We start from the raw sequence: 21670 nt of genomic DNA, 5'->3' as shown, positions 1-21670 counted from the left end.
CATTGCTGTAAATTTGTTACATGAAGATCGCCCTGGCCCAGCAAAATTATCATATTGGCAATTTCGACAGCAATCGGGATAAGATCATCGCCGGAATACGTGAGGCCAAGGCGGCCGGAGCCGATCTTGTGGTTTTCTCCGAATTATGCATTTGCGGGTATCCACCCCGTGATTTTCTGGAGTTTCATGATTTCATTGAAGCCTGTTATCGGAGCCTCGATCAGATCCGGGAAGAGGCCGATACGATCGGTGTACTGGTGGGCTCTCCCGCACGCAATCCCCGCAAGGAAGGCAAAGACCTTTTTAATGCCGCTTTTCTTTTGTATGAAAAAGAGATCAAAGCAGAGATCCATAAAACGCTCCTGCCCAACTACGATGTGTTTGATGAATACCGGTATTTTGAACCGGCCTATGACTGGCAGGTGGTAGCGTTCAAAGGCAAAAAACTCGCGGTTACCATCTGTGAGGATATCTGGAACATGGGGGATAATCCTTTGTACCGGATCACCCCGATGGAAAAACTCGCTGCTTTTGGTCCCGATGTCATGATCAACCTTTCCGCCTCCCCCTACAATTATGCTCAGGATATTGTACGGAACAGTATTGTGAAGGCACATACGATCAGGTATCAGTTACCCATGTTGTATTGTAATACCGTGGGGTCTCAAACAGAGATCGTATTTGACGGAGGTAGTCTTGTTTATGATATCCAGGGAAGGCAGGTAAAGGAGATGAAATATTTTGAAGAGGACTTTGCCGTATTCGACCTGGATGAACTCAGTCGTGTAGAAGGGAAGAAAACGGCAATAAAAGAAGAACCCTATTATTATTCGGCAGCCGAAGTAGGCAAAGGTGAGGATATACTCGCTTATCTGACCAATGAAAAAAATATCGAAGAGATCCATCAGGCACTGGTATTGGGTATCCGGGATTATTTTTTCAAAATGGGTTTCAAAAAAGCCATATTGGGTTCTTCGGGGGGTATAGACAGCGCGGTGACCCTGGCCCTGGCGGTTGAAGCCCTGGGCAAAGAGAATGTTACGGCGGTATTGATGCCTTCACCTTATTCCACGGGCCATTCGGTAAGCGATGCCGAAACCCTTAGTCGCAACCTCGATAATCCGTATCATATACTCCCGATACGGGATATCTATGAATCCTTTCTCAGTACACTGAAACCTGTATTTGAAGACCGGCCATTTAGTGTAGCGGAAGAGAATATTCAAAGTCGTACCCGGGGCAACCTGCTTATGGGGCTGGCCAATAAGTTTGGTTATATCTTACTGAATACTTCCAATAAAAGTGAACTGGCTACTGGATATGGTACCTTGTATGGAGATATGGCAGGAGGACTTGGAGTATTGGGCGATCTGTACAAAGTGCAGGTCTATGCCCTGGCGAAGAGGATCAACCGCGATCGCGCGTTGATTCCCGAATCCATTCTGACCAAGGCCCCTTCGGCGGAGTTGCGGCCCAATCAAAAGGACAGTGACAGTTTACCTGAGTACGATATACTCGACCGGGTGTTATACAACTACATTGAATTACGCAAAGGACCCAGGGAGATCATTTCCGAAGGATATGATCCGGTGTTGGTGAACCGGGTATTGAAACTGGTCAATACAAATGAGTATAAACGCAATCAGTTTTGCCCCATCATCCGTGTCAGTGCCAAAGCCTTTGGCGTGGGAAGAAGGGTGCCGATCGTTGGGAAGTATCTTTCTTAATTTATTCAAAGATGCCTGAAAGTGGCGACCACCGTCACAGGTGTTGGGGATGGAATCAATGAGGATTCCTGAGAAAGTACCAGATTTGTTTCGTTGAGGGTTACAACGGTAAAGACCCCTGAACCACCAGGAATTAAAGTGGCGCTCATTGATAGCGTGGTATTGGAGTTTTGTAATGTCCAGGTGAAATTAGTTTCATAGCTTGGGGAACAGACGTTTGCTTTTTCAAGCGTAAATCCGATACCGGCACCCTGAAAGGTGGTTTCATTATCCTTTACGCAATCTGGGATAACTGAAGTCACGTCTGTACCATTGGCTGAAGCACTTACCAGGATCCAAGCCCCATTTTTCAACATATCTTCTGGGGTTTTGGGTTCGGAATTTTTTTTACAACCAACAAGAAGGATCAATAGAAAAAGGGTCGGCAAAAATTGGAGGATCGGGAGTTTTCGCATGGTATTTAATTGATCGATAAAAATAGAAAATTTGACCACAACTCGGCAAAGTATTTGCAGTTCATGTGGAAATTTATCATAAACAACTAATTTTCATGTATAAATCCGCCGAAGAGATCAAACAACTAAGTCAGCGCATTGCCCAATCAGCCCAATTCACCGACCGGTTGAGAGAAGAGGTAGGGCAAATCATCGTTGGACAGCAGTATATGCTTGACCGTCTCCTGATCGGGTTGCTCAGCAATGGGCACGTATTATTGGAGGGGGTTCCGGGTCTGGCAAAAACGCTTACGATCAAATCACTTTCCCAGGCCATTCATGCAAAATTCAGTCGGATTCAATTCACCCCTGATCTATTGCCGGCGGATGTATTGGGTACCCTGATCTATAACCAGCAACGGAATGAATTTGTGGTACGGAAGGGTCCCATTTTTGCCAACTTTATATTGGCCGATGAGATCAACCGCGCACCGGCAAAAGTGCAAAGCGCCTTATTGGAAGCCATGCAGGAAAGACAGGTAACCATCGGCGATACCACCTACAAGCTGGATGAGCCTTTCCTGGTGCTGGCGACGCAAAACCCGCTTGAACAAGAAGGAACCTATCCACTTCCCGAAGCACAGGTAGACCGGTTCATCATGAAAGTAATTGTTGGCTATCCCTCCATGCAGGAAGAGCAGTTGATCATGCGGCAGAATGTGCAGGGATTAAATGTACCATCGATCCGACAGGTTGTATCTATACAGGAAGTAGCACAGGCGCGTGATCTTGTGCGACAAATTTACCTGGATGAAAAAGTAGAGCGTTATATCCTGGAGATCGTATTTGCCTCGCGATTCCCGGATCAATATAGTCTGGCTCATTTAAAACCACTCATCGCCTATGGTTCTTCTCCCCGGGGTAGCATCAATCTTGCATTAGCCTCCAAAGCGCAGGCCTTTTTGCATAAACGCGGATTTGTAACCCCGGAAGATGTTCAATCGATCTGTTTGGATGTACTGCGTCACAGAATAGGATTGACCTATGAAGCAGAAGCGGAAGGCGTTGATGTGGAGAAAGTGGTTAAGGAGATTGTTGGGAAGGTGAAGGTGCCGTAGGGGGGGTGGATGACGGGTGGCGGATGTTGGATGACGGATGACGGATGACAGATGACGGATGTTGGATGACGGATGTTGGATGATGGATGATGGATGTTGGATGGGGAAAAACCTTATTTTATTGAGGAAAATAGCGTGACGGAGATTTGAAATGTATTAGAGGATTGTCTATCCTTGATTATGAAAGAAAGAATGCTTGGATTTCAAAATTTGGAAGTCTGGAATGAGTCAATGGCATTGGCCAAAGAGGTATACACGATCCTGAAAAAATATCCGAAAGATGAATTGTTTATCCTTGTTTCACAAATAAAAAGATCCGCCGTATCTATACCTTCAAATATAGCTGAGGGCATAGGTCGGCAATATAAAAACGAAACAATTCATTTTTTGAGTATTGCTCGAGGGTCGCTTTATGAGTTAGATACTCAGATTAGACTTAGTGGTTTCATAGGGTATATTAATAAACCAGAGGAGTGTAAAATTTTAAATAAGATTGAAATGATAAAAAGACTTTTAAATGGCCTTATTAGGCATTATAATACGGCATCTCTAAAATAGAATTTCCAACATCCAACATCCAACATCCAACATCCGACATCCAAGAATAATGCTGACTACCACTGAGATACTAAAAAAAGTCCGGCAGCTCGAGATAAAAAGTAAAAAACTCGCGAGCAGCCTTTTTACTGGAGAGTACCATAGTGCTTTCAAGGGGAAGGGCATGTCCTTTAAAGAGGTACGCGAATATGCTGCGGGAGATGATATCCGGTTTATTGATTGGAATGTTTCCGCGCGGTTTGGACATCCTTACAGCAAATTGTTTGAAGAAGAACGGGAATTGACGGTCATGTTAATGATCGATATCAGTGCGAGTACTTTATTTGGTACGGTACATGCCCGAAAAAAGGACATTATAACGGAATTGGCCGCTGTACTTACTTTTTCTGCGATTAACAACAACGACAAAGTGGGAGTGATCTTTTACAGTGATAAAGTGGAACGTTCCATTCCACCCAAGAAAGGAAGGGAACATGCTTTGTTTATTGTACGGGAATTGCTGACGATGAATTCCGAGAAAAAATCCACCGGATTATCAACGGCCTTGCGTCGTTTCAACAACGCTACAAGGCAAAAAAGCATAGCCTTTGTGTTGAGTGATTTTATTGATTCCGGGTATGAGGATGGACTACGTGTAGCCGGCAGCCGGCACGATATCATCGGGATCAAAGTATATGATAAAATGGATATGCAATTACCCAAGGCAGGATTGCTGGAGATAAAAGACCTGGAGACCGGTGAACAGCAATGGGTAGACAGCGACAGCAAACGGGTACGGCAGAACTTTGAAAAGGAATTCTTCCGCGTGACCGAGTATAGTAAACAGGTTTTTTCCAAAGCCGGATGTGACCTGCTGCATGTACGGACGGACCAGGATTATGTTCGCGTATTACAGCGGTTCTTTTTAAGCCGCAACCGATGAATGACCACCGAATGAATGACCAACCGAATCGAATGACCGAACAGCATTTTTTCCGAAGGGCAGGGATCCTGCTCCTGACCCTGATGTGGCTTTCGGGGTATTCACAAGGGCAGGCTGTATCGGTCAAAGCAAGGGTGGACAGATCAACGATCCTGATCGGAGAGCGGCTTCAGCTTGAGCTGGAAGTGTCTATCCCTGAAACAGCGGCGATCCGTTTTTTTTCCATTGACACCATTCCTCATTTTGAATTCATTGACAAACCTTCACCGGATACCCTGAATACAACCGATGGAACCATTCTTCGCCAACGCCTCACGCTCACCAGTTTTGATTCTGGCCAATGGGTGATACCGGCTTTCCCTTTGGTGGAAGGAGAAGGCCCTTTTACAGATTCCATACCGGTCGAAGTCGTTTTCTCACCCATGGATACCAGTCAGCCCTATCACGATGTCCGGGATGTGATGAACGAAGAGGTGGTGGAAAAGAAAGTATGGGATTGGAAGATTATCATTACCGGTATCCTCGCCTTTGTAGCCCTCTTTGTTTTCGTGGTGCTTTATTTCTTTCGAAGAAAAAAACCAGTAGCCCGTCCGGCACCCAGGGTGGATATATTAGCTGAAACCCTTCGGGAAATGGAGCAGATTGAAAAGGCAAAACTGGCAGACAAGGCCTATTATGTTCAGCTCACTGCCTTATTCCGAAATTATCTTCACCGGCGCATTGGTATGGAAGCCGGAGAGAAAACCGGTGTTCAATTGGAGCAATGGCTGAAAGCCTTATCGGTTCCTCCCACCCAGCTAACAGCCTGGAAGGAACAATGGGAGAAGGGGGAATTGGTAAAATTTGCCAAAGGAGAAGTTACACAGGAGGACCGTGAACAGATGGCGGGCATTACCCGTGATGTAATAAGGACAGTGGAGGAGATCACCCTAAAAATGGAGGCCCATGCCAACCTGGCTAAATAATATCAATTGGGAATACCCCTGGGTCTTTGGGCTGTTTCTGCTATTCCCCCTGTTTATTTTCTGGTATGTAAAGCGGAGTGGACGAAGTGCATCCTCGTTGCCGGTTACTTCCGTGGCTTCTTTTGGCAGAACCGAGGGAAAAGCTACCTGGCGGCATATTTTGTTTCTGCTTCGGTTATTGGCTATGGCGGCGCTCATTCTTGCTCTGGCAAGACCTCGGGAAAGAAATGATGAACAACTTAAAGGTGGACAGGGAATCGATATTGTGCTTTGTATAGATGTAAGCGGGAGTATGCTCTCGCGCGACTTTCAACCCAACCGGCTTGAGGTAGCCAAAGAAGTGGCGGCTGACTTTATACGGCAAAGACCTATCGACCAGATCGGACTGGTAATTTTTTCAGGAGAAAGTTTTACCCTTTCTCCTCTCACAACTGATAAGAACACCCTGCTCACCCAGGTGGCTTCGCTGCGAAGCGGAATGCTTCAGGATGGAACCCTGATCGGTGAAGGACTGGCGACCGCTTCCGCCCGCTTGCTGGAGAGCAAAGCAAAAAGTAAAGTTGTAATTCTGCTCACGGATGGAAAAGAACAGCCCACCGAGGACCGGCTTATTGATCCCCTGACAGCTCTTGATATTGCCCGCTCACAGCAGATCAAAGTGTACACGATCGGGATGGCCCTTGAAGGGTATGCCGCCGTGGAGGAAAAGACCATCCAGGGGGCGATCAAACGCAGCAATAGTCCGCTATTGGATGAAGAATTATTGCGGAAAATAGGCCGGGAGACAGGTGGGGACTATTTCAGGGCCCGCGATAAAGCCGGGTTAAGCAAGATCTACGATGAGATCGATCGAATGGAGAAAGTAAAGATCGAAGCGGTATCTTTTAAACGTATCCGGGAACATTTTCCAATTTTTATATTATTTGCATTGGGATTCCTTTTTCTCGAGATCTTGTTGCGGTATACTATTTTCCGAAAGTTTCCCTGAGAGAATAGGGGCGCTGCGCGAAACCGCTATACAAATAAATACTCAATAATGCCTACTTTCGATCTATGATCAAAGGCGTTGTTTATCGCTCTACGGGAAGCTGGTACACGGTTAAAGATGCTTCCGGCCATTTTCACCAGGCGCGGATAAAAGGCGTTTTCAAGATAGATGATATTACGTCTACCAATCCATTGGCTGTAGGGGACTGGGTGGAAATGGAACGGGAAAGCGACATTGAGAATACTTCGGTGATCAATACGATCCTTCCCCGCCGAAATTACATTAACCGGCAATCGCCCCGGTTCAAGAACCAGCATCATATCATTGCTGCAAACCTGGATCAATCCATTTTATTTGCCACCCTGAAGGAGCCACGCACCTCACAGGGGTTTATCGATCGTTTTCTGGTGGTAGGGGAGATGTATCATGTGCCATCGGTCATTGTTTTTAACAAAGCTGATTTGTATAAAAAGAAAGAGCAGGAACAGTTTGAACAATGGAAAAAAATGTATGAGTCGATCGGCTATCGCCTGTTTTTGATCAGTGTAAAAGAAAAAATGGGGATCGAGGGTTTGTGTGAATTGCTAAAAAATAAGGTGAGTTTATTCAGCGGACATAGCGGAGTGGGGAAATCATCGCTGATCAATGGATTGCTGCCCGATATGGGTTTAAGGACAAAGGAAGTTAGTGGGTGGAGTGGGAAAGGTTTACATACGACGACCTTTGCTGAAATGTTCGATCTGCCTTTTGGAGGTGCGGTCATTGATACGCCTGGATTGCGTGAATTGGGGATCGTGGATTTGCCTCGGCAGGAGTTGTCACATTATTATCCTGAAATGCGCGAACGATTGGGTCATTGTCGTTTTAACAACTGCCTTCATATAAATGAACCTGGATGCGCGATCAAGGAAGCGGTAGAACAGGGGCAAATCTATGAGGAGCGATATGCCTCGTATTTCAATATTCTGAATTCTCTGGCGAGCTAAGTTTTTTTGTGAGTGGTCCGGAGTCGGGAGTCCAGAGTCCGGGGTCCAGAGACCGGAGTTGACTTCGGTCTCCCGTCTATCGACCTCTATTAGCAGGCCACTTCCAACCGTTGGGTCAATCCATTGGCCAACTCCACCACCGCATTGTTTTCCGCTTTATCAGCATCTTTTGTACGGGAGGGGTAGAGTGAGATACCTGTATAAATGTTATAGTGCAGGGTGAGGCGATGTCCATTAAAACTGAATTCCCAGTCAATGGTATCAAAATCATCTTCCTTGCGGGTAAAACGAATGTGGAAACTGCGACTGAGGATGTCGGTGATCTGGTAAAACCTCTTCAATCCTCCATCATCATCAATAATGGCTTCAGTGCAGCCAAGGGCAACGCGTAGATTTGAATTCATAGTTGTACGTTTTATGGCTTTGAACAGGATAGAGGACCAAAGTTTAAAGGCAAAAGGCCTTTTATGATCGGAACTTCTTCGCTTTTCGGGCCGCCTTTTCTGCGGCAGGATCACCCGATGCCAATTTCTCCGCGCCTACATTCTTACCATTCGTCGGACATCCATACTTTGGGGGGAAAATGCTGCTCCAAACCTTGCAGGATGAAAGGCTAAATAACAGGATAGCACTGAAAGTAAAAATACGAATGGTCTTCATGGGTTTTCCTTTTAGGTATAACGAATTTACAAAGGAAATCTTGTTTGAGAAAGGTAGAATTACGGTGAGGCAGATGACACGATTTATACCGAATTACCATGAATTGCACGAATTACATAGAGAATCAATTATTTAGGCCAAATATCCGTGTCATTCGTGCCTATTCGTTAAAATTCGTGTAATCACCTATTTAAACCAGGAAGCGTATTTCACATAATTATTCGCGATCCGTTCAATCTCGCCGTGGATCAGTTCCTGGGAGATATCCTTTACTTTCTTTGCCGGTACGCCGGCATAAATGCTCCCGCTTTCACAGATGGTATTTTCCAATACCACCGCTCCGGCAGCGATGATCGTATTGCTATGTACAACCGCATTGTCCATTACAATCGCACCCATACCTATCAGCACATTATCATGAAGGGTACATCCATGTACTATGGCATTGTGACCGATGCTCACATTATTACCTATCGTGGTACCACATTTCTGGTAGGTGCAATGGATACAGGCTCCATCCTGTACATTTACTTTATCCCCCATTTTAATAAAATTCACATCACCCCGTATAACGGCATTGAACCAAAAACTACACTGGTCACCAGTGACCACATCTCCAACTATGGTTGCGTTGGGAGCAATATGACAATTGTGACCAAACTTGGGTGACTTACCTTGAACGGGGAGAATGAGGGCCATGGGGGTTGAGTGTTAGGTGTTGGATGTTGGATGTTGGATGTTGGATGTTGGATGTTGGATGTTGGATGTTGGATGTTGGATGTTGGATAACGGGTGTTGCAAAGTAAATTAATTTAGGCTTAACTTTGAATGATTTTTGTAAAGGAAAACCTTTTTGCCTACAACCGTCATCCAACATCCAACATCCATCATCCAACAACCAACACCCAACCCCCATGTCTCAGCGCGAACTATTCCTTCGACACATCGCTCAAACCTCTCCGACGCCATTGGCCATGGAGATCGTACGGGCGGAGGGGTGTAAGTTGTTTGATAAGAATGGAAAGGAATATATCGACTTGATTGGTGGGATCAGTGTGGCGAATACCGGACACCGGCATCCAAAGGTTGTTGAGGCTATAAAAACTCAGTTGGATGCCTATCTGCATATCATGGTATATGGCGAGTTTGTTGAATCACCACAGGTACAGTATGCGGAGCGACTTGTTTCCCAACTTCCAGCCTCGCTCAATTCGGTTTATTTTACCAATTCAGGAACAGAGGCCACTGAAGGGGCGATGAAACTTGCCAAGCGTGTGACCGGGCGCACACGGATCGCCGCGTTCAATCATTCCTATCATGGTTCCAGCCAGGGCGCCTTGAGTATAATGGGTGATGAATACTGGCGAAATGCCTTTCGGCCCTTGCTCTCCGGGATTGATCACCTTGTCTACAATGATCCTGCTTCACTTGAAAGGATAACCGCCGATACGGCCGCGGTATTTGCCGAAACCGTGCAGGCGGAAGCGGGAATCAAAGCTCCTGATATTGCCTGGATGAAAGCACTTCGGGAAAAATGTAATGAAACCGGAGCATTGCTGGTACTGGATGAAATACAAGCCGGGTTTGGTCGTACCGGAAAGACATGGGGTTTTGAGCATTTTGGTATTCACCCCGATATCCTGTTACTGGGGAAGGCACTGGGTGGAGGTTTGCCCCTGGGTGCTTTTATAGCCGATAAAACCCTGATGGATCAATTCACCGGGAATCCGGTATTGGGACATATAACCACCTTTGGTGGTCACCCGCTTAGTTGTGCTGCCGGGCTTTCTGCCTTTCAATTATTGCTCAGTGAGGATTGGATAAAAAAGGTATCAGAAAAAGAATCCTTGTTTCGTAGCCTGCTTGTTCACCCGAAAATAAAAGCCGTCCGGTCATTTGGCCTATGGATGGCGGTTGAATTTGATTCCTTCGAAACAAATAAGGCCGTAATTGATAAATGTATTGAACGGGGTGTATTAACGGACTGGTTTCTATTTGCTCCGCAGTGTTTACGCATTTCTCCGCCTTTGACAATAACAACGGATGAAATCAACCAGGCTGCCAAACAAATAGTTGAATCTTGCGCGTTTTAGTAAGTTCAATTTGTTTGCTTGAGGCAGGTTCCTCATTTCTCATTTTCTGTTTCTTGTTCCTTATCTTCTATCCACCCAACTGGCTATATATATAGGCAGCCAGCAATGCCCCAATCACTGGTCCCACAACAGGTATCCAACTATACCCCCAATTGCTGTCTCTTTTATTTTTTATGGGTAAAATAAAATGCATGATGCGCGGACCAAGGTCACGCGCGGGATTGATGGCATAGCCGGTTGGGCCTCCGAGGGAGAGGCCGATTGCCAGCACCAGTAATCCCGCTGGCAAGGCATCCAGCGAACCCAGGGTAGAGGATGCTGGTGAAAAACTCAAGGCGCCAAATACCAGGGCAAAAGTGCCAATGATCTCGGTAATAAGGTTATAAAACGTATTGGGGATGGCAGGAGAATTGCTGAATACGGCGAGTTGAAGGTCCTTGTCATCCGTAATATCAAAATGTTGTTTATAGGCGAGCCAGGCCATGGATGACCCAATCATAGCGCCGCCAAATTGGGCACCAATATAAGGCAGTACCTGATTGATGTCGAAATCCTGAAATAATCCCAACGCAATTGTTATAGCCGGGTTGATATGCCCACTGCCCCCGAGTTTGATAGACGTATAGACTCCGATAAATACGGCCATAGCCCAACCAAACGCAATGACGATCCAACCGCTATTGTTGCCTTTTGAGCGGGTAAGAACAACGTTGGCGTTTACGCCATTTCCTAAGAGGATGAGCAACAGAGTGCCAAAGAATTCACCAATCATATTTTAGTTTTTATTGTTTCTCGCAGCGTCCGCCGCGCTTCTTTGCGAGCGCAGCGGGAAACTGTATTTTAGAAATATTATAATGTATCAACTGAGTAATTTCTTGAAATATCCTTAAAAGCTGCCAATTGCTCCGTTTCCCATGTTTTATCAAGGGACAATTCTTTACTCATTACCCTCACAACTTTGGGAGCGGCTTCAATCGCGGCTTTGGCATCCAGCAACAGTGCCCGTGTTCGCCGGCTCAGGGCATCTTCCAGGGTCATGCACATTTCCTCCCGTACGGCCCAAACGATCTCGGCAAAGGTATAGGGCAGGGAGGGATGAATCGTTTCACCCAATGTGACGTCTTCCTTAATTATTGTAGCAATTTTTTCTGCATCGGTCCCATAATAATAACCGTGAACATGCAGGTCAATATCTTCCTGGTACCCATGTATCCGGAGCTGTCGGGTTACACATTCTTTTTCAGTTACCCCAGCCTTATGCATGGCTATGTCAACCACATCTTCAGCCATTTTGCGATAGGTGGTCCATTTACCACCAGCTATGGTGATCAGTTCTGAATCGGAAATGGAGATATGGTGGTCACGCGAAAGTGCTGCTGTTGATTTTGCATTGCCTTTGATCAGGGGTCTCAAACCGGCAAATACACTTCGGATATCTTCCCGTAAAGGGTCTTTGCTGAGATAGCGGCGAATATGCTCCAATACAAAATCCACTTCCTCCGGCAGGGCAATGGGTTCATCACTGACCTTTTCAACCGGGGTATCGGTAGTGCCAACAATGATCTTGTTGTGCCAGGGCACTGCAAACAATACACGCCCATCGTCGGTACGTGGAATCATGATGGCGGTATCCGAGGCCAGGAATTCCCGGTCAAATACCAGGTGTATCCCCTGACTTGGACTGATAATGGGTTCAGCACCTGGTTCATCCATATTTAAAATGGAGTCGGTAAAGACACCCGTTGCATTTACCACGCATTTTGCCCTTATCTCCATTTCCTCTTTCGCGGGTGAAAACTCATCCCGTACAATCACGCCAATGACCTTTTTATTTTCATGGATCAATTTCGTCACGGCCATATGGTTGATCAATATGGCCCCCAGTTCATCAGCGGTCATGGCCAGGTGGATGGCCAGCCGCGCATCATCAAATTGACCATCATGATACAGAACACCACCGCGCAAACCTTCCGGGTCAAGCGTAGGGGCGCGTGCTAATGTTTCTTCCACAGAAAGAAATTCGGAAGGACCTAATCCCAGACTACCGGCCATCCAGTCGTACATTTTCAGGCCTACCCCGTAAAAAGGGTTTTCCCACCATTTGTAATTGGGGATGACAAAGGATTGATTTTTTACAAGGTGAGGTGCATTTTTGCGTAACAGGCCTCTTTCCCGAAGGGCCTCCATGACCAGTTTGATATTTCCCTGCTGTAGATACCTTACCCCGCCGTGAACCAGTTTCGTACTGCGGGAAGAAGTGCCCTTGGCAAAATCATCCTTTTCTAAGAGAATTGTTTTCATTCCCCTCGACGCCGCATCTACGGCAATACCCAAACCCGTGGCACCCCCACCAATGATGCAGAGGTCAAAGCCAGGCACGGATTTCAGTTGTTTTAAGGAGGAACTACGGTTCATTTTTTGATATCGCAGATTACTTGGATGTCACAGATTTCACTGATGGTAGAATTGTTATTTTCGATTTTTTGGTTTAAGCAATTCACTTTCAGGAAGGCCATTGGCACTAAGGAACTCATTTGCCTTTTTTAGTTTGTCTTTAAAAAGTTGATTGTCTTTGTATTTGTCGAGATTAGGGTCAACAGTTAAGGACTTTAGTTCCTTCCTTATAATTGAGGTTTTTTTCATCTTAAGTGAATTTACTTTTTATATTCATTTAATTTAGATTGAATCATAGCCTCTATTTTTCGAGTACTCTTCCCATGTTAACATTAGTGAGTCAGTTTTCAAAGGATAGGCATCTAAATTCATTTGGCAAAACTATCCATTGACCATATTCAATACAACCCGGTTTCTGCGACTTGAAATAGGTATTTTAATTGGAAAATTTGTCTGAAAAAAATTTTAACTCTCTGCCCAAGCCACACTCGCTTTCACTGCCCTATGCCAGCCTTTCAATAGTTTTTCTCTTTTTTCATCTGTCATTCCAGGTTGAAATGCCCGGTCGAGCTGCCATTGTTTTTGAATCTCTTCAATATTCTTCCAATAACCAACAGCGAGTCCGGCGAGGTAGGCGGCTCCCAGGGCCGTGGTTTCCGTTACTTTGGGCCGGGCAACGGAGGTATGGAGAATATCACTTTGAAATTGCATGAGGGTATTGTTTACTGTGGCGCCGCCATCCACCCGTAATTCCGCGATACGAATACCCGCATCGGCTTCCATGGATTTTAATACATCGGCTGTTTGATAGGCGATACTATCCAAAGCTGCCCGGGCAATATGCGCATCAGAAGTGCCACGGGTCATGCCAAATATACTTCCCCGTGCGTAGGCATTCCAATAGGGGGCGCCCAATCCGGCAAATGCAGGTACGAGGTAAACCCCATCCGTATCTGCTACAGTAGCCGCCAGCGCTTCCACTTCCGAAGAATGACGGATGATCTTAAGTCCATCCCGTAACCACTGCACCACCGCACCTGCAATGAAAACACTCCCTTCGAGTGCATACTCCATTTTTCCATTGATCTGCCAGGCAATAGTGGTAAGCAGATTATTTTGTGAAAGAATGGCTTTTTCCCCTGTATTCATCAGCATGAAACATCCCGTGCCATAGGTGTTCTTCACCATACCGGGTTGGGTACACATTTGGCCAAATAAAGCGGCTTGCTGATCGCCCGCAATTCCCGCGATGGGGATGCGTGATTCGGGGATCAGACTTCCCGTTACCCCATAAATATGACTGGAAGGTTTTACTTCGGGAAGCAGGGAAGGAGGGATATTGAATAATTGGAGAAGTTCCGTATCCCACTGACCGGTGTGGATATTCAGCATCATGGTACGCGAGGCATTCGACACATCAGTGATATGTACCTCACCCTGGGTGAGTTTCCATACCAGCCAACTATCTATAGTACCAAAGGCAAGTTCGCCCTTTTCTGCTTTTTCCCTGGCGCCTGCCACATTATCCAGTATCCAGCGAAGTTTGGTGCCGGAGAAATAGGCATCGATCACCAATCCGGTTTTGTTCCTGATCATGATCTCATGTCCGGCAGCTTTAAGCTCATCACAATAAGCGGCGGTTCGCCGATCTTGCCACACAATAGCGTTATATAAGGGTTTACCCGTTTTTCTATCCCATACAACGGTGGTTTCGCGTTGGTTGGTGATTCCGATACCCGCAATCTGCTTCATGGTTATATTGGCCTTTGCCAGGGCCTCGGCCATGGTACCGTATTGGGTACTCCAAATTTCTTCCGGATCATGCTCCACCCATCCGGGTTGAGGGAAGATCTGGCGAAATTCTTTTTGTGCAACACCAACACTATCACCTTTTTCGTTGAATAGAATACTTCGGCTGCTGGTCGTTCCCTGATCAAGGGAAAGAATATAGCGGGATGTCATATGGCTGCTTTGAGATTGGAAGATAGGAAAAAGGCGGCTTCAGTCATATCTCTTGTTGTGGAGATTATTCCCCTTCCCGAATTTTAATTAATTTTCGAAAAATACACTTACATGAGAACCGGTACCCGGTGGTTTATTTTCACCATTATAACCTTATTTTGGCTCACAAGCACCTCCATTCAGGCTAATGCCCAACAGGAAAAATGGCCTTCCACCTTTTTATGGAAGATATCCGGCAATGGATTAAAAAAGGATTCCTGGCTCTACGGCACCATTCATTTACAGGATAAGCGATTGTTCAATTTTGGGGATTCACTCTATCATGCCATCGAACGAGCGGAAGGGTTAGCGATAGAGATCAATTTGCAGGAGTTTCTGGATAGCATGATCTACCGGATGATCGTAAAAGAAGATGAGGAAGAGGAAGAATCAGATAAAGAAGAATCGCCCTTAACGGACGAGGAAGAAAAGGCGCTTCAGGCAAGAACCAGGGAGTCGATCAAGGCGCGCCGGCAGAAATTGGTCAATCAACTGAAGTATGGGGAAATGCCCACCATCATGGATGCTTATTTATATGGAATTGCTCAGCGATCACAGAAATGGCTGGGCGCTGTGGAAGATGTAACCGACCAGTTGGGTATGCTGGATGAGTTGGGTGGCGGGTTGAAAGAAAAGGAATTGCAAGCCTCGGACAAAGAACTAAAGTTTACCCTGGAAAAAATGATCGGGATCTATCTTGCTCGTGACCTGCAGGGTATTGCAAATCTGTATATGCCCAATCTTACAGCCGAATTGAAGGATACCCTGATGGTGAAAAGGAACCATAAGATGGCCTCGAGCATGGATAGTTTGTCTGCGGTGCGGAGCATGTTCTTTGCTGTAGGAGCCGCCCATCTGCCGGGGTCTCAAGGGGTGATCAACCTGCTGCGGAAAAAAGGATATACCGTTACGCCTGTATTTTCCAAGAAAGAAACACCGGCGGAAGTGTACGCTTCCCGCTTATCTGCACTCCCCTGGATCAAAATGGTGGAGAACCATGACAGCGCCTACGTGGTGGAAATCCCGGGCCCTGCATCCGATATAACGGCGTATGGTGACCTGGTCAAAATGAAGATGCATTATGACCTCAACACCCTGACCTTGTATATGACCGGTCACGCCCTTTCGCAGGTAAAAGAGGACTACCTGCCAAAATTAATGGAAGAGTATGCCCGAAACATGAATGCCATTGGGAAACCAAGGGATCCAAAGACCGTGGTTAAAAATGGGGCAAAAGGATTGGAAGCCTATTTTAACACCTCTGATGGTTTTTTTCGGGTGCAACTTTATATCCAGCAGAATATACTTTATTTGGTTATTGCCGGTTCTGAGAAAATGATCCGGTTGATGTCGCCAGACGTGAATAAGTTCTTTCAGTCATTTGCCATTATCAAACGCAAAGAGTCGATCGGCAAAACTACCTGGCAAACTTTTACCATTCCCGGGAAGGCCTTCTCGGTTTCCCTGCCCGGTACACCAAGGCAAAACAAGGGATTGGAAAAAGGGGCCAGCCAGGGTGGATGGGTATCTTCGGTATATGACCTGATGGATGCTGAGAATGGATTGTATTACCTGGTGCAGACGCGTGACCTGGATGCCGGATATCATCTGAACGGAGATACATCCTGGTTCAGTAATTTCAAGGAGAACTTTAATGTGCCGGATGGTTTTGAGATCGATAGCATTGATGTATGGGAGGGATTCCCCCGTCTTCAGGTAGGTGGATATGCGGGGGAGCAAAAAGTGTATTTACAAGCCATGGTGGTATTGCGCGGCAGCCGTGTTTATTCCCTCATGACGGCCGGAGCAGATAAGGAAACCGCTTTAAAAGTGCGGGATGAACTCTTTGGCAGTTTCCGGTTGACAGAATTCGCCACTAAACCCATACAGGTTCAACTTGCTCCGGACAGGACATTCAGCTCCTCCGGGCCCGTACCCTTCCGATTCAAACCATTGGAAGAGGAAGAAGATGAGAAGACTACGGAAAACCCTGCAGTACGGTATGTGGCCTATGATCCTGCGGATGCGGTTTCCTTTGTGGTTACCAAAGAAGGGATCTCCCCCTATGCCTGGTATCCGGATGATTCAACATTCTTTGCCAAAAAATTCGAGCCCTATCAAAGTTGGGGTGATTCCGTGATCCGTTTTCAGGAAAAACAGAATGGAAAACTTCCCGCCCGGGATTATGTGGTGAGAATGAGTGATAACCACAATATCAAACATGTTCGGCTGGTGTTGAATGGCGATACGCTCTTTACGTTGTTCACTTTTATTCCCGGCTCATCCCTGGATGAAAAGCGCTACAATACTTTTTTCGATGACTTCAAGGTCACCCGGGAAGTTTCATCACAGACCATTTTCTCCGATCGGTCGGGGAAATTAAAGCAGGGGTTGGCTTCCTCCGATTCGGCCACCTTTGCCATGGCCGTGGAGGCTTTTACGGAAATGACCTTTTCCAAAAAGGACCTTCCATTCCTGCATGATGGTTTGACCAGGATCTATCGGGATGACAGCACGATGTATTATACCATGCAGGACCGGATCATAGACCAGGTGAGTAAGCTGAACGACCCTTCCACCATTCAATTCATAAAAGAACGATATAAGAAAATTCCCGCCTCATCGGCTAAGGTGAGATTGGGTATGATCGCGGCCCTCTCGGGAATCCATACACAGGAGTCCTATACACTGATGCGTGAACTTTTGGTTAAGGACCCTCCTTCATCCACAACAGGAATCTACATGCCCTACCGTATGATGGACTCCCTGGACCTGGGTGTATCTCTTTTTCCTGATATCCTGCCTCTTTATAAGCATCCGGCATGGATAGGTGTAATGGTTGACCTGAGTGTACGGCTATTGGATTCTGGCCGGTTGGACGTTAAATTACTGGAACCCTACAAACCAGCGATTCTGCATCATGCAGACACCAGCCTTGAATCCATTCGGATCAAACTGGAGGAAGAGTCGGATGAGTACAGTGGGTACATGAGCACCGACCTCATTCAATTATTGGCCTATATGAATGATGCCGAATGCCAGGACCGGTTGCGTGCGTTTCTTACCATAGATGAGATACAAACAAAATATGATGCTTCTCTTGCCCTGGCAAGAAACGGACAGGCAGTGGATGCGGCCATTTGGGAGGAACTGGCGGCGAGCAATGATTATCGCATAGAATTATATGAGGAATTGGAAAAGATGGACAAGGAGGCGCTCTTCCCGGCTAAGTACAGAACCCAGGCTTATTTTGCAGAATCCTATTTATTTAATTATGCCAGCGACGACTACTCGCCCACCAAAATGATTCTGTTGGGCGAGCGGAAAGCTACTTATAAAGGTTCGTTGGCAAAGTTCTACTTATTCAAGGTCGCCTTTGGGGAAGAAGGGGAGGAAAATTCAGAATCGTACCTGGGAATGGTTGGTCCATTTTCATTGAATGAGAAAGAATGGCATTCCAAAGATGCTTTGTCGATGATATATTGGGAAGAGATGTTTGATAAAAAGAAAGTGGATGAATGGTTCCGATCCCTGTTGAAATCGGCCCAGGAGGAGTAGTAATAAATGAGCCGAGCCACCAGGGGTGGCTCGGCTGTACGAATACGGAGAAGGTCCTGTACGACCTGTCTTATATTGTTAGGGATTCAACTTGGCAAATATCAGCCCGGCTACAAATGCCTGAACGATACCATAAGCCAGCCAGGTGAGAACTACAGTTATGGAAACATCAATGGCGCTATAGGTAAGCCAGAGCACTGGTACCATGGCCACGATCCCATACACAAGAGCTACTTCAATGGCCCTTACGATAAGGTTTCCTTCAAAGATCTCTTTGTACCGTTCCCAGAACCATTTCAGGGAAAAACTCAGGATAAAAGGATGGGCATAAAAGAGCCAGTCGGTTTTTCCGGAGGACCCGCGAAATACCGGACTGAAATACTCTTCAGCAACGACCGGGAACAGTAGGATGGACAGGTACAGCAGCCCAAGGCTTACCAGTAGTACGACGACTCCGGCTGTAAACCCAGCGATCAGAACTTTTTTCATATTCGTAATTTGTTTGGTTAAAGATGCTTTTTGCTACCTGATCAGATCGGACGCAGTTTCAACAGGAAATTCACGGTGATCTCTTCATTGATCCGGATCAGACCGGCCAGTTTCTTTGGCGGTACCAACCCGAAATCAGAGAACTTTAAGTGTTTTTCCCCGGTGAGATGAATCCGGCCCTCACCTTTTTTGACCAGGAATTGGACCTGGGTTCTTTTCACCACTCCTGCCAGGGCAATATCAATGGTGCCTATCACTTTTGCATTGTCGGCATCCGCTGAAAAATTGTCCATGAACAGAAAGTGGATCTTGAGCAAAGGATATTGGTCAGCTTTCAGAGTTTTTCGAAGGTCATTGGTAATGTATTTATGGTGGCAATCAAATCGTTTCACATCAAGGGTTACACAACTGTTGATAAAGGCAAGCCGGCTTGTCCGGTCTTCTTTATTGTAACAGAGGGTGTCATGCATGATGTACTCTGTGATGTCACACTTAAAGTCATTGATATTGGAACTTCCTTCGATATTCAAAGAGCTGCTGCTTTCCACTACCCACCGGTTCAGGGCTTTGCCTGAACCGGTTCGGTAGGTGCTGGACATCGCCACAAGGGCGGTGATTATAAGCAGCAATTGTCTCATGATTCATTATTAGAAACCAACACTGGCTTCGATCACAAATCCTTTGAATTTACCACCACTGCGATAGTCAGCAGATGGGAAGTCTTCATATTTTTGGTTAACGATCTCACCTTTCAGCAGGATGTTTTTGCTTACATACCATCCGGCAGCAATGGCAAACCTGTTTACATTTACATCTCCGGTATAAGTGATGGCAGTTGTATTGGCCAGACGGGCTTTGGCTACATTGTAACGGGCACCGATAAAGAGGTTCTCGGTTTTGCCTATGCGATACAAACCATCAACAGCAAACTGAGAAGCTTTACGGGTGGCAGTTTCATTTTTAGTGCGGCCTTTGGCAGCTTCATAAGTACCAAAGAGTTCAAATCCACCAGCTTTCAGGAAACCATTCAACATAAAGGCATCCACTTTTTTGCTGAATCCGGGGTTGAAACGACCAGAGAAGGCAACGGCAGTAGATGCAGGCAATGCACCTGGTACACCTTTTTCCATTACATTCTGATAGTTGGAACCAGTGCGGTCGCCACCATAGAGGGTCAAACCACTACCGGCATTGCTTCCATTATGATAGTAGCTGGCGGCAAACCGTACGCGGATATTGTCTTGCAGCATTTTGTCAATACCTAATTTACCATACAGGGAAGGTGATTTTTTGGTTACATCATCAGCCACTGTTTTGTAGGCAGAGTCAACGTTTCCTTTGATCATACCGTTGGTCAGACCGATCATACCAAACAGTCCATTTGCTTTCAGGTAAACTTCACCACCGATCTCGGTTGCAAAGGCATCCATGATATAGCTTTCCATGAAGGGGTTGTAGAAGGTATGTCCACCATCAGAACGACGGAAATGGGCATCACCATAGTTGATCTCCATGTGACCTACTTTAATAGTAGCGATCTTCATCAGGTTTTCGGCAAACTGTCCTTTAAAGGGAAGTTTATCAAATTGGATATATCCACCTTTTACCCAAAATTCATTGTGGTGACGGGAGGACATGTAGTTGCTCACGTTCAGGGTGATACCGTCGGCGAGTTGTACATCCAGGTACAGGTTGGCCTGGGCGGTCATAAAACCAGGTGTCAACGGATAAAGTCTGTTGGAACCAGTTCCTGTGTTGTTAGTAGCCGTTGTGTTTTCGTGTTTCAGGCTTTGGAACTGCTGTGTAAATCCGGCTCCTAATTTTACTTTCAAACCAGAATACACAAAATTGTTTTGTTTGGGAGTTTCAAATACATTGATGCCGCGTTGGTCGTAATGACGGAAGTTGGCAATACTGTCGGAAAACTGGGCAAAGGATGCAAAAGGCAGGGCCAGTAAACCGATCACTAACAATTGACTTATTGATTTAAGATGTCTCATAACTGTATGTTTTAAAAGCATTAAGAATTTTAATTATTATCGGCCTTTCAGGGTCAGGTCATATTTAATGGTCACTTCATTCCCGGTTTTAATAGCACCAAACATGATGCTGGGAGGAGTAACATTATAATCGGTCATCTTGATCTTATATGAACCGGTTGCGCGCAGTGATTTGTCGGCGGTAAGCGTGCAATTGGCTACCAGGGTTACCTGCCGGGTTACACTGGCAATGGTCAGCTTCCCGTTGGAAGTGATAGTGTAACTGTTTCCACCATTGTGTTTCACAGTTGCACTGGTATTGGTAAAAGAGATATAAGGATACTTATCTGTCCCGATGGCTTTGTAGGTATTCTTATCCATGGCTGATTTACCACTTTTCAGGGTTTCGGCCTTGATATTAAATAAAAGAGAATTGAGCGATGTAAGTACACCGGCGGAATTCAGGGTATAGGACGCGTTACATTCACCTTTATCGGACTTCATCTCCCAGTCGTGGATATTTGAAGTTCCTTCGATTTCAATGCTGGCGACTCCGTGGGCTTGTACCTGGGCAGAGAGATTCGTAAGGGATGCGACACTCAGCAACAGGATCAAAATGATATTTCTCATTGTTATTGTTTTATGATGAGCAAACTTTCAATTAGCTGGGACAAAGCTATACGGGAGGTGGGTGTGTGAAAATGACAATGGGATTACATATTGGTGATAAATGTCACCAGCACTAATGAGTGGCCTCACCATCTAAGGGTGACGTAGAACAGGATGCCCTTATCGGGT

At 46.0% G+C, this 21670-nt stretch carries 20 protein-coding genes; 9 read left to right on the top strand and 11 right to left on the bottom strand.

What is annotated here, in order from left to right; translation table 11 throughout:
• Positions 1 to 20 precede the first annotated feature (20 nt).
• Positions 21 to 1727, top strand: a complete 1707-nt coding sequence (locus J0M30_15805; GenBank protein MBN8668962.1) for an NAD+ synthase — start codon at positions 21 to 23, stop codon at positions 1725 to 1727.
• 5 nt (positions 1728 to 1732) lie between these two features.
• On the opposite strand, the gene J0M30_15800 is transcribed toward J0M30_15805, so the two are convergent.
• A complete protein-coding gene (locus J0M30_15800; GenBank protein MBN8668961.1) occupies positions 1733 to 2182 on the bottom strand; it encodes a lipocalin family protein in 450 nt (149 codons plus the stop codon).
• A gap of 95 nt (positions 2183 to 2277) precedes the next feature.
• Here J0M30_15800 and J0M30_15795 point away from each other — a divergent pair, with 95 nt between their 5' ends.
• The 6 genes from J0M30_15795 (at position 2278) to rsgA (ending at position 7698) form a co-directional block, all read left to right on the top strand.
• Entirely contained in the window at positions 2278 to 3279 is a 1002-nt protein-coding gene (locus tag J0M30_15795; GenBank protein MBN8668960.1) for an AAA family ATPase, read from the top strand.
• 192 nt (positions 3280 to 3471) lie between these two features.
• On the top strand, positions 3472 to 3837 hold the full coding sequence (locus tag J0M30_15790; protein ID MBN8668959.1) for a four helix bundle protein: 366 nt from the start codon (positions 3472 to 3474) through the stop codon (positions 3835 to 3837).
• A gap of 49 nt (positions 3838 to 3886) precedes the next feature.
• Positions 3887 to 4759 carry a DUF58 domain-containing protein gene (locus tag J0M30_15785; GenBank protein ID MBN8668958.1) on the top strand — a complete coding sequence of 291 codons (873 nt, stop codon included), beginning with the start codon at positions 3887 to 3889 and terminating at the stop codon, positions 4757 to 4759.
• A complete protein-coding gene (locus tag J0M30_15780; GenBank protein MBN8668957.1) occupies positions 4756 to 5724 on the top strand; it encodes a hypothetical protein in 969 nt (322 codons plus the stop codon). Before J0M30_15785 ends, J0M30_15780 begins: the two co-directional genes overlap by 4 nt.
• On the top strand, positions 5705 to 6712 hold the full coding sequence (locus J0M30_15775; GenBank protein MBN8668956.1) for a VWA domain-containing protein: 1008 nt from the start codon (positions 5705 to 5707) through the stop codon (positions 6710 to 6712). The genes J0M30_15780 and J0M30_15775 overlap by 20 nt, the downstream gene beginning before the upstream one ends.
• 68 nt (positions 6713 to 6780) lie before the next feature.
• Positions 6781 to 7698 carry a ribosome small subunit-dependent GTPase A gene (rsgA, locus tag J0M30_15770; protein MBN8668955.1) on the top strand — a complete coding sequence of 306 codons (918 nt, stop codon included), beginning with the start codon at positions 6781 to 6783 and terminating at the stop codon, positions 7696 to 7698.
• 89 nt (positions 7699 to 7787) lie between these two features.
• Here rsgA and J0M30_15765 read toward each other — a convergent pair whose 3' ends face one another.
• The 3 genes from J0M30_15765 to J0M30_15755 all read right to left on the bottom strand — a co-directional run bounded on the left by J0M30_15765 (position 7788) and on the right by J0M30_15755 (position 9057).
• Complete coding sequence (locus J0M30_15765; protein ID MBN8668954.1) at positions 7788 to 8102, bottom strand: hypothetical protein; 315 nt, start codon at positions 8100 to 8102, stop codon at positions 7788 to 7790.
• Positions 8103 to 8163: 61 nt separating this feature from the next.
• Positions 8164 to 8358 carry a hypothetical protein gene (locus J0M30_15760; protein ID MBN8668953.1) on the bottom strand — a complete coding sequence of 65 codons (195 nt, stop codon included), beginning with the start codon at positions 8356 to 8358 and terminating at the stop codon, positions 8164 to 8166.
• Positions 8359 to 8544: 186 nt separating this feature from the next.
• The gene (locus J0M30_15755; GenBank protein MBN8668952.1) at positions 8545 to 9057 is read right to left on the bottom strand and encodes a gamma carbonic anhydrase family protein; all 513 of its coding nucleotides are present in this window, start codon (positions 9055 to 9057) and stop codon (positions 8545 to 8547) included.
• A gap of 215 nt (positions 9058 to 9272) precedes the next feature.
• On the opposite strand from J0M30_15755, the gene J0M30_15750 reads away from it, so the two are divergent.
• Entirely contained in the window at positions 9273 to 10451 is a 1179-nt protein-coding gene (locus tag J0M30_15750) for an aspartate aminotransferase family protein (protein MBN8668951.1), read from the top strand.
• A gap of 67 nt (positions 10452 to 10518) precedes the next feature.
• Here the strand turns inward: J0M30_15750 and J0M30_15745 are convergent, their stop codons facing one another.
• The 3 genes from J0M30_15745 to glpK form a co-directional block, all read right to left on the bottom strand.
• Positions 10519 to 11223: an aquaporin family protein gene (locus tag J0M30_15745; GenBank protein ID MBN8668950.1), complete on the bottom strand. Its 705-nt coding sequence runs from the start codon at positions 11221 to 11223 to the stop codon at positions 10519 to 10521.
• Positions 11224 to 11300: 77 nt separating this feature from the next.
• Positions 11301 to 12866, bottom strand: a complete 1566-nt coding sequence (locus tag J0M30_15740; protein ID MBN8668949.1) for a glycerol-3-phosphate dehydrogenase/oxidase — start codon at positions 12864 to 12866, stop codon at positions 11301 to 11303.
• 444 nt (positions 12867 to 13310) lie between these two features.
• Positions 13311 to 14807 carry a glycerol kinase GlpK gene (gene glpK / locus J0M30_15735; protein ID MBN8668948.1) on the bottom strand — a complete coding sequence of 499 codons (1497 nt, stop codon included), beginning with the start codon at positions 14805 to 14807 and terminating at the stop codon, positions 13311 to 13313.
• A 111-nt stretch (positions 14808 to 14918) separates the two neighbouring features.
• On the opposite strand from glpK, the gene J0M30_15730 reads away from it, so the two are divergent.
• The gene (locus tag J0M30_15730; protein MBN8668947.1) at positions 14919 to 18404 is read left to right on the top strand and encodes a TraB/GumN family protein; all 3486 of its coding nucleotides are present in this window, start codon (positions 14919 to 14921) and stop codon (positions 18402 to 18404) included.
• Between the two features lie 78 nt (positions 18405 to 18482).
• Here the strand turns inward: J0M30_15730 and J0M30_15725 are convergent, their stop codons facing one another.
• Genes J0M30_15725 through J0M30_15710 form a run of 4 tightly spaced genes read right to left on the bottom strand, consistent with a single transcriptional unit; the run spans position 18483 to position 21502 of the window.
• A complete protein-coding gene (locus tag J0M30_15725; GenBank protein MBN8668946.1) occupies positions 18483 to 18893 on the bottom strand; it encodes a hypothetical protein in 411 nt (136 codons plus the stop codon).
• Positions 18894 to 18934: 41 nt separating this feature from the next.
• The gene (locus tag J0M30_15720; GenBank protein ID MBN8668945.1) at positions 18935 to 19531 is read right to left on the bottom strand and encodes a YceI family protein; all 597 of its coding nucleotides are present in this window, start codon (positions 19529 to 19531) and stop codon (positions 18935 to 18937) included.
• A gap of 9 nt (positions 19532 to 19540) precedes the next feature.
• On the bottom strand, positions 19541 to 20893 hold the full coding sequence (locus J0M30_15715; protein MBN8668944.1) for a hypothetical protein: 1353 nt from the start codon (positions 20891 to 20893) through the stop codon (positions 19541 to 19543).
• Positions 20894 to 20929: 36 nt separating this feature from the next.
• Complete coding sequence (locus tag J0M30_15710) at positions 20930 to 21502, bottom strand: YceI family protein (protein MBN8668943.1); 573 nt, start codon at positions 21500 to 21502, stop codon at positions 20930 to 20932.
• Positions 21503 to 21670: the final 168 nt, after the last annotated feature.

It is taken from the genome of Chitinophagales bacterium (genome assembly GCA_017303415.1).
In the GTDB taxonomy this organism is placed as follows: domain Bacteria; phylum Bacteroidota; class Bacteroidia; order Chitinophagales; family Chitinophagaceae; genus SpSt-398.
Note: the sequence above shows the minus strand (reverse complement) of the source record. Positions and strands in the feature narration are given on the sequence as shown.

Excerpts from the sequence above, each read along its gene's own strand:
- J0M30_15720 (MBN8668945.1), bottom strand. The coding sequence starts at position 19,531 with ATGAGACAATTGCTGCTTATAATCACCGCCCTTGTGGCGATGTCCAGC.
- J0M30_15760 (MBN8668953.1), bottom strand. The coding sequence starts at position 8,358 with ATGAAGACCATTCGTATTTTTACTTTCAGTGCTATCCTGTTATTTAGC.
- J0M30_15750 (MBN8668951.1), top strand. The coding sequence starts at position 9,273 with ATGTCTCAGCGCGAACTATTCCTTCGACACATCGCTCAAACCTCTCCG.
- J0M30_15710 (MBN8668943.1), bottom strand. The coding sequence starts at position 21,502 with ATGAGAAATATCATTTTGATCCTGTTGCTGAGTGTCGCATCCCTTACG.
- J0M30_15785 (MBN8668958.1), top strand. The coding sequence starts at position 3,887 with ATGCTGACTACCACTGAGATACTAAAAAAAGTCCGGCAGCTCGAGATA.
- J0M30_15795 (MBN8668960.1), top strand. The coding sequence starts at position 2,278 with ATGTATAAATCCGCCGAAGAGATCAAACAACTAAGTCAGCGCATTGCC.
- J0M30_15765 (MBN8668954.1), bottom strand. The coding sequence starts at position 8,102 with ATGAATTCAAATCTACGCGTTGCCCTTGGCTGCACTGAAGCCATTATT.
- J0M30_15775 (MBN8668956.1), top strand. The coding sequence starts at position 5,705 with ATGCCAACCTGGCTAAATAATATCAATTGGGAATACCCCTGGGTCTTT.
- J0M30_15800 (MBN8668961.1), bottom strand. The coding sequence starts at position 2,182 with ATGCGAAAACTCCCGATCCTCCAATTTTTGCCGACCCTTTTTCTATTG.
- glpK (MBN8668948.1), bottom strand. The coding sequence starts at position 14,807 with ATGACATCCCGCTATATTCTTTCCCTTGATCAGGGAACGACCAGCAGC.
- J0M30_15790 (MBN8668959.1), top strand. The coding sequence starts at position 3,472 with ATGCTTGGATTTCAAAATTTGGAAGTCTGGAATGAGTCAATGGCATTG.
- J0M30_15780 (MBN8668957.1), top strand. The coding sequence starts at position 4,756 with ATGAATGACCACCGAATGAATGACCAACCGAATCGAATGACCGAACAG.
- J0M30_15725 (MBN8668946.1), bottom strand. The coding sequence starts at position 18,893 with ATGAAAAAAGTTCTGATCGCTGGGTTTACAGCCGGAGTCGTCGTACTA.
- J0M30_15805 (MBN8668962.1), top strand. The coding sequence starts at position 21 with ATGAAGATCGCCCTGGCCCAGCAAAATTATCATATTGGCAATTTCGAC.
- J0M30_15755 (MBN8668952.1), bottom strand. The coding sequence starts at position 9,057 with ATGGCCCTCATTCTCCCCGTTCAAGGTAAGTCACCCAAGTTTGGTCAC.
- J0M30_15715 (MBN8668944.1), bottom strand. The coding sequence starts at position 20,893 with ATGAGACATCTTAAATCAATAAGTCAATTGTTAGTGATCGGTTTACTG.
- J0M30_15730 (MBN8668947.1), top strand. The coding sequence starts at position 14,919 with ATGAGAACCGGTACCCGGTGGTTTATTTTCACCATTATAACCTTATTT.
- J0M30_15740 (MBN8668949.1), bottom strand. The coding sequence starts at position 12,866 with ATGAACCGTAGTTCCTCCTTAAAACAACTGAAATCCGTGCCTGGCTTT.
- J0M30_15745 (MBN8668950.1), bottom strand. The coding sequence starts at position 11,223 with ATGATTGGTGAATTCTTTGGCACTCTGTTGCTCATCCTCTTAGGAAAT.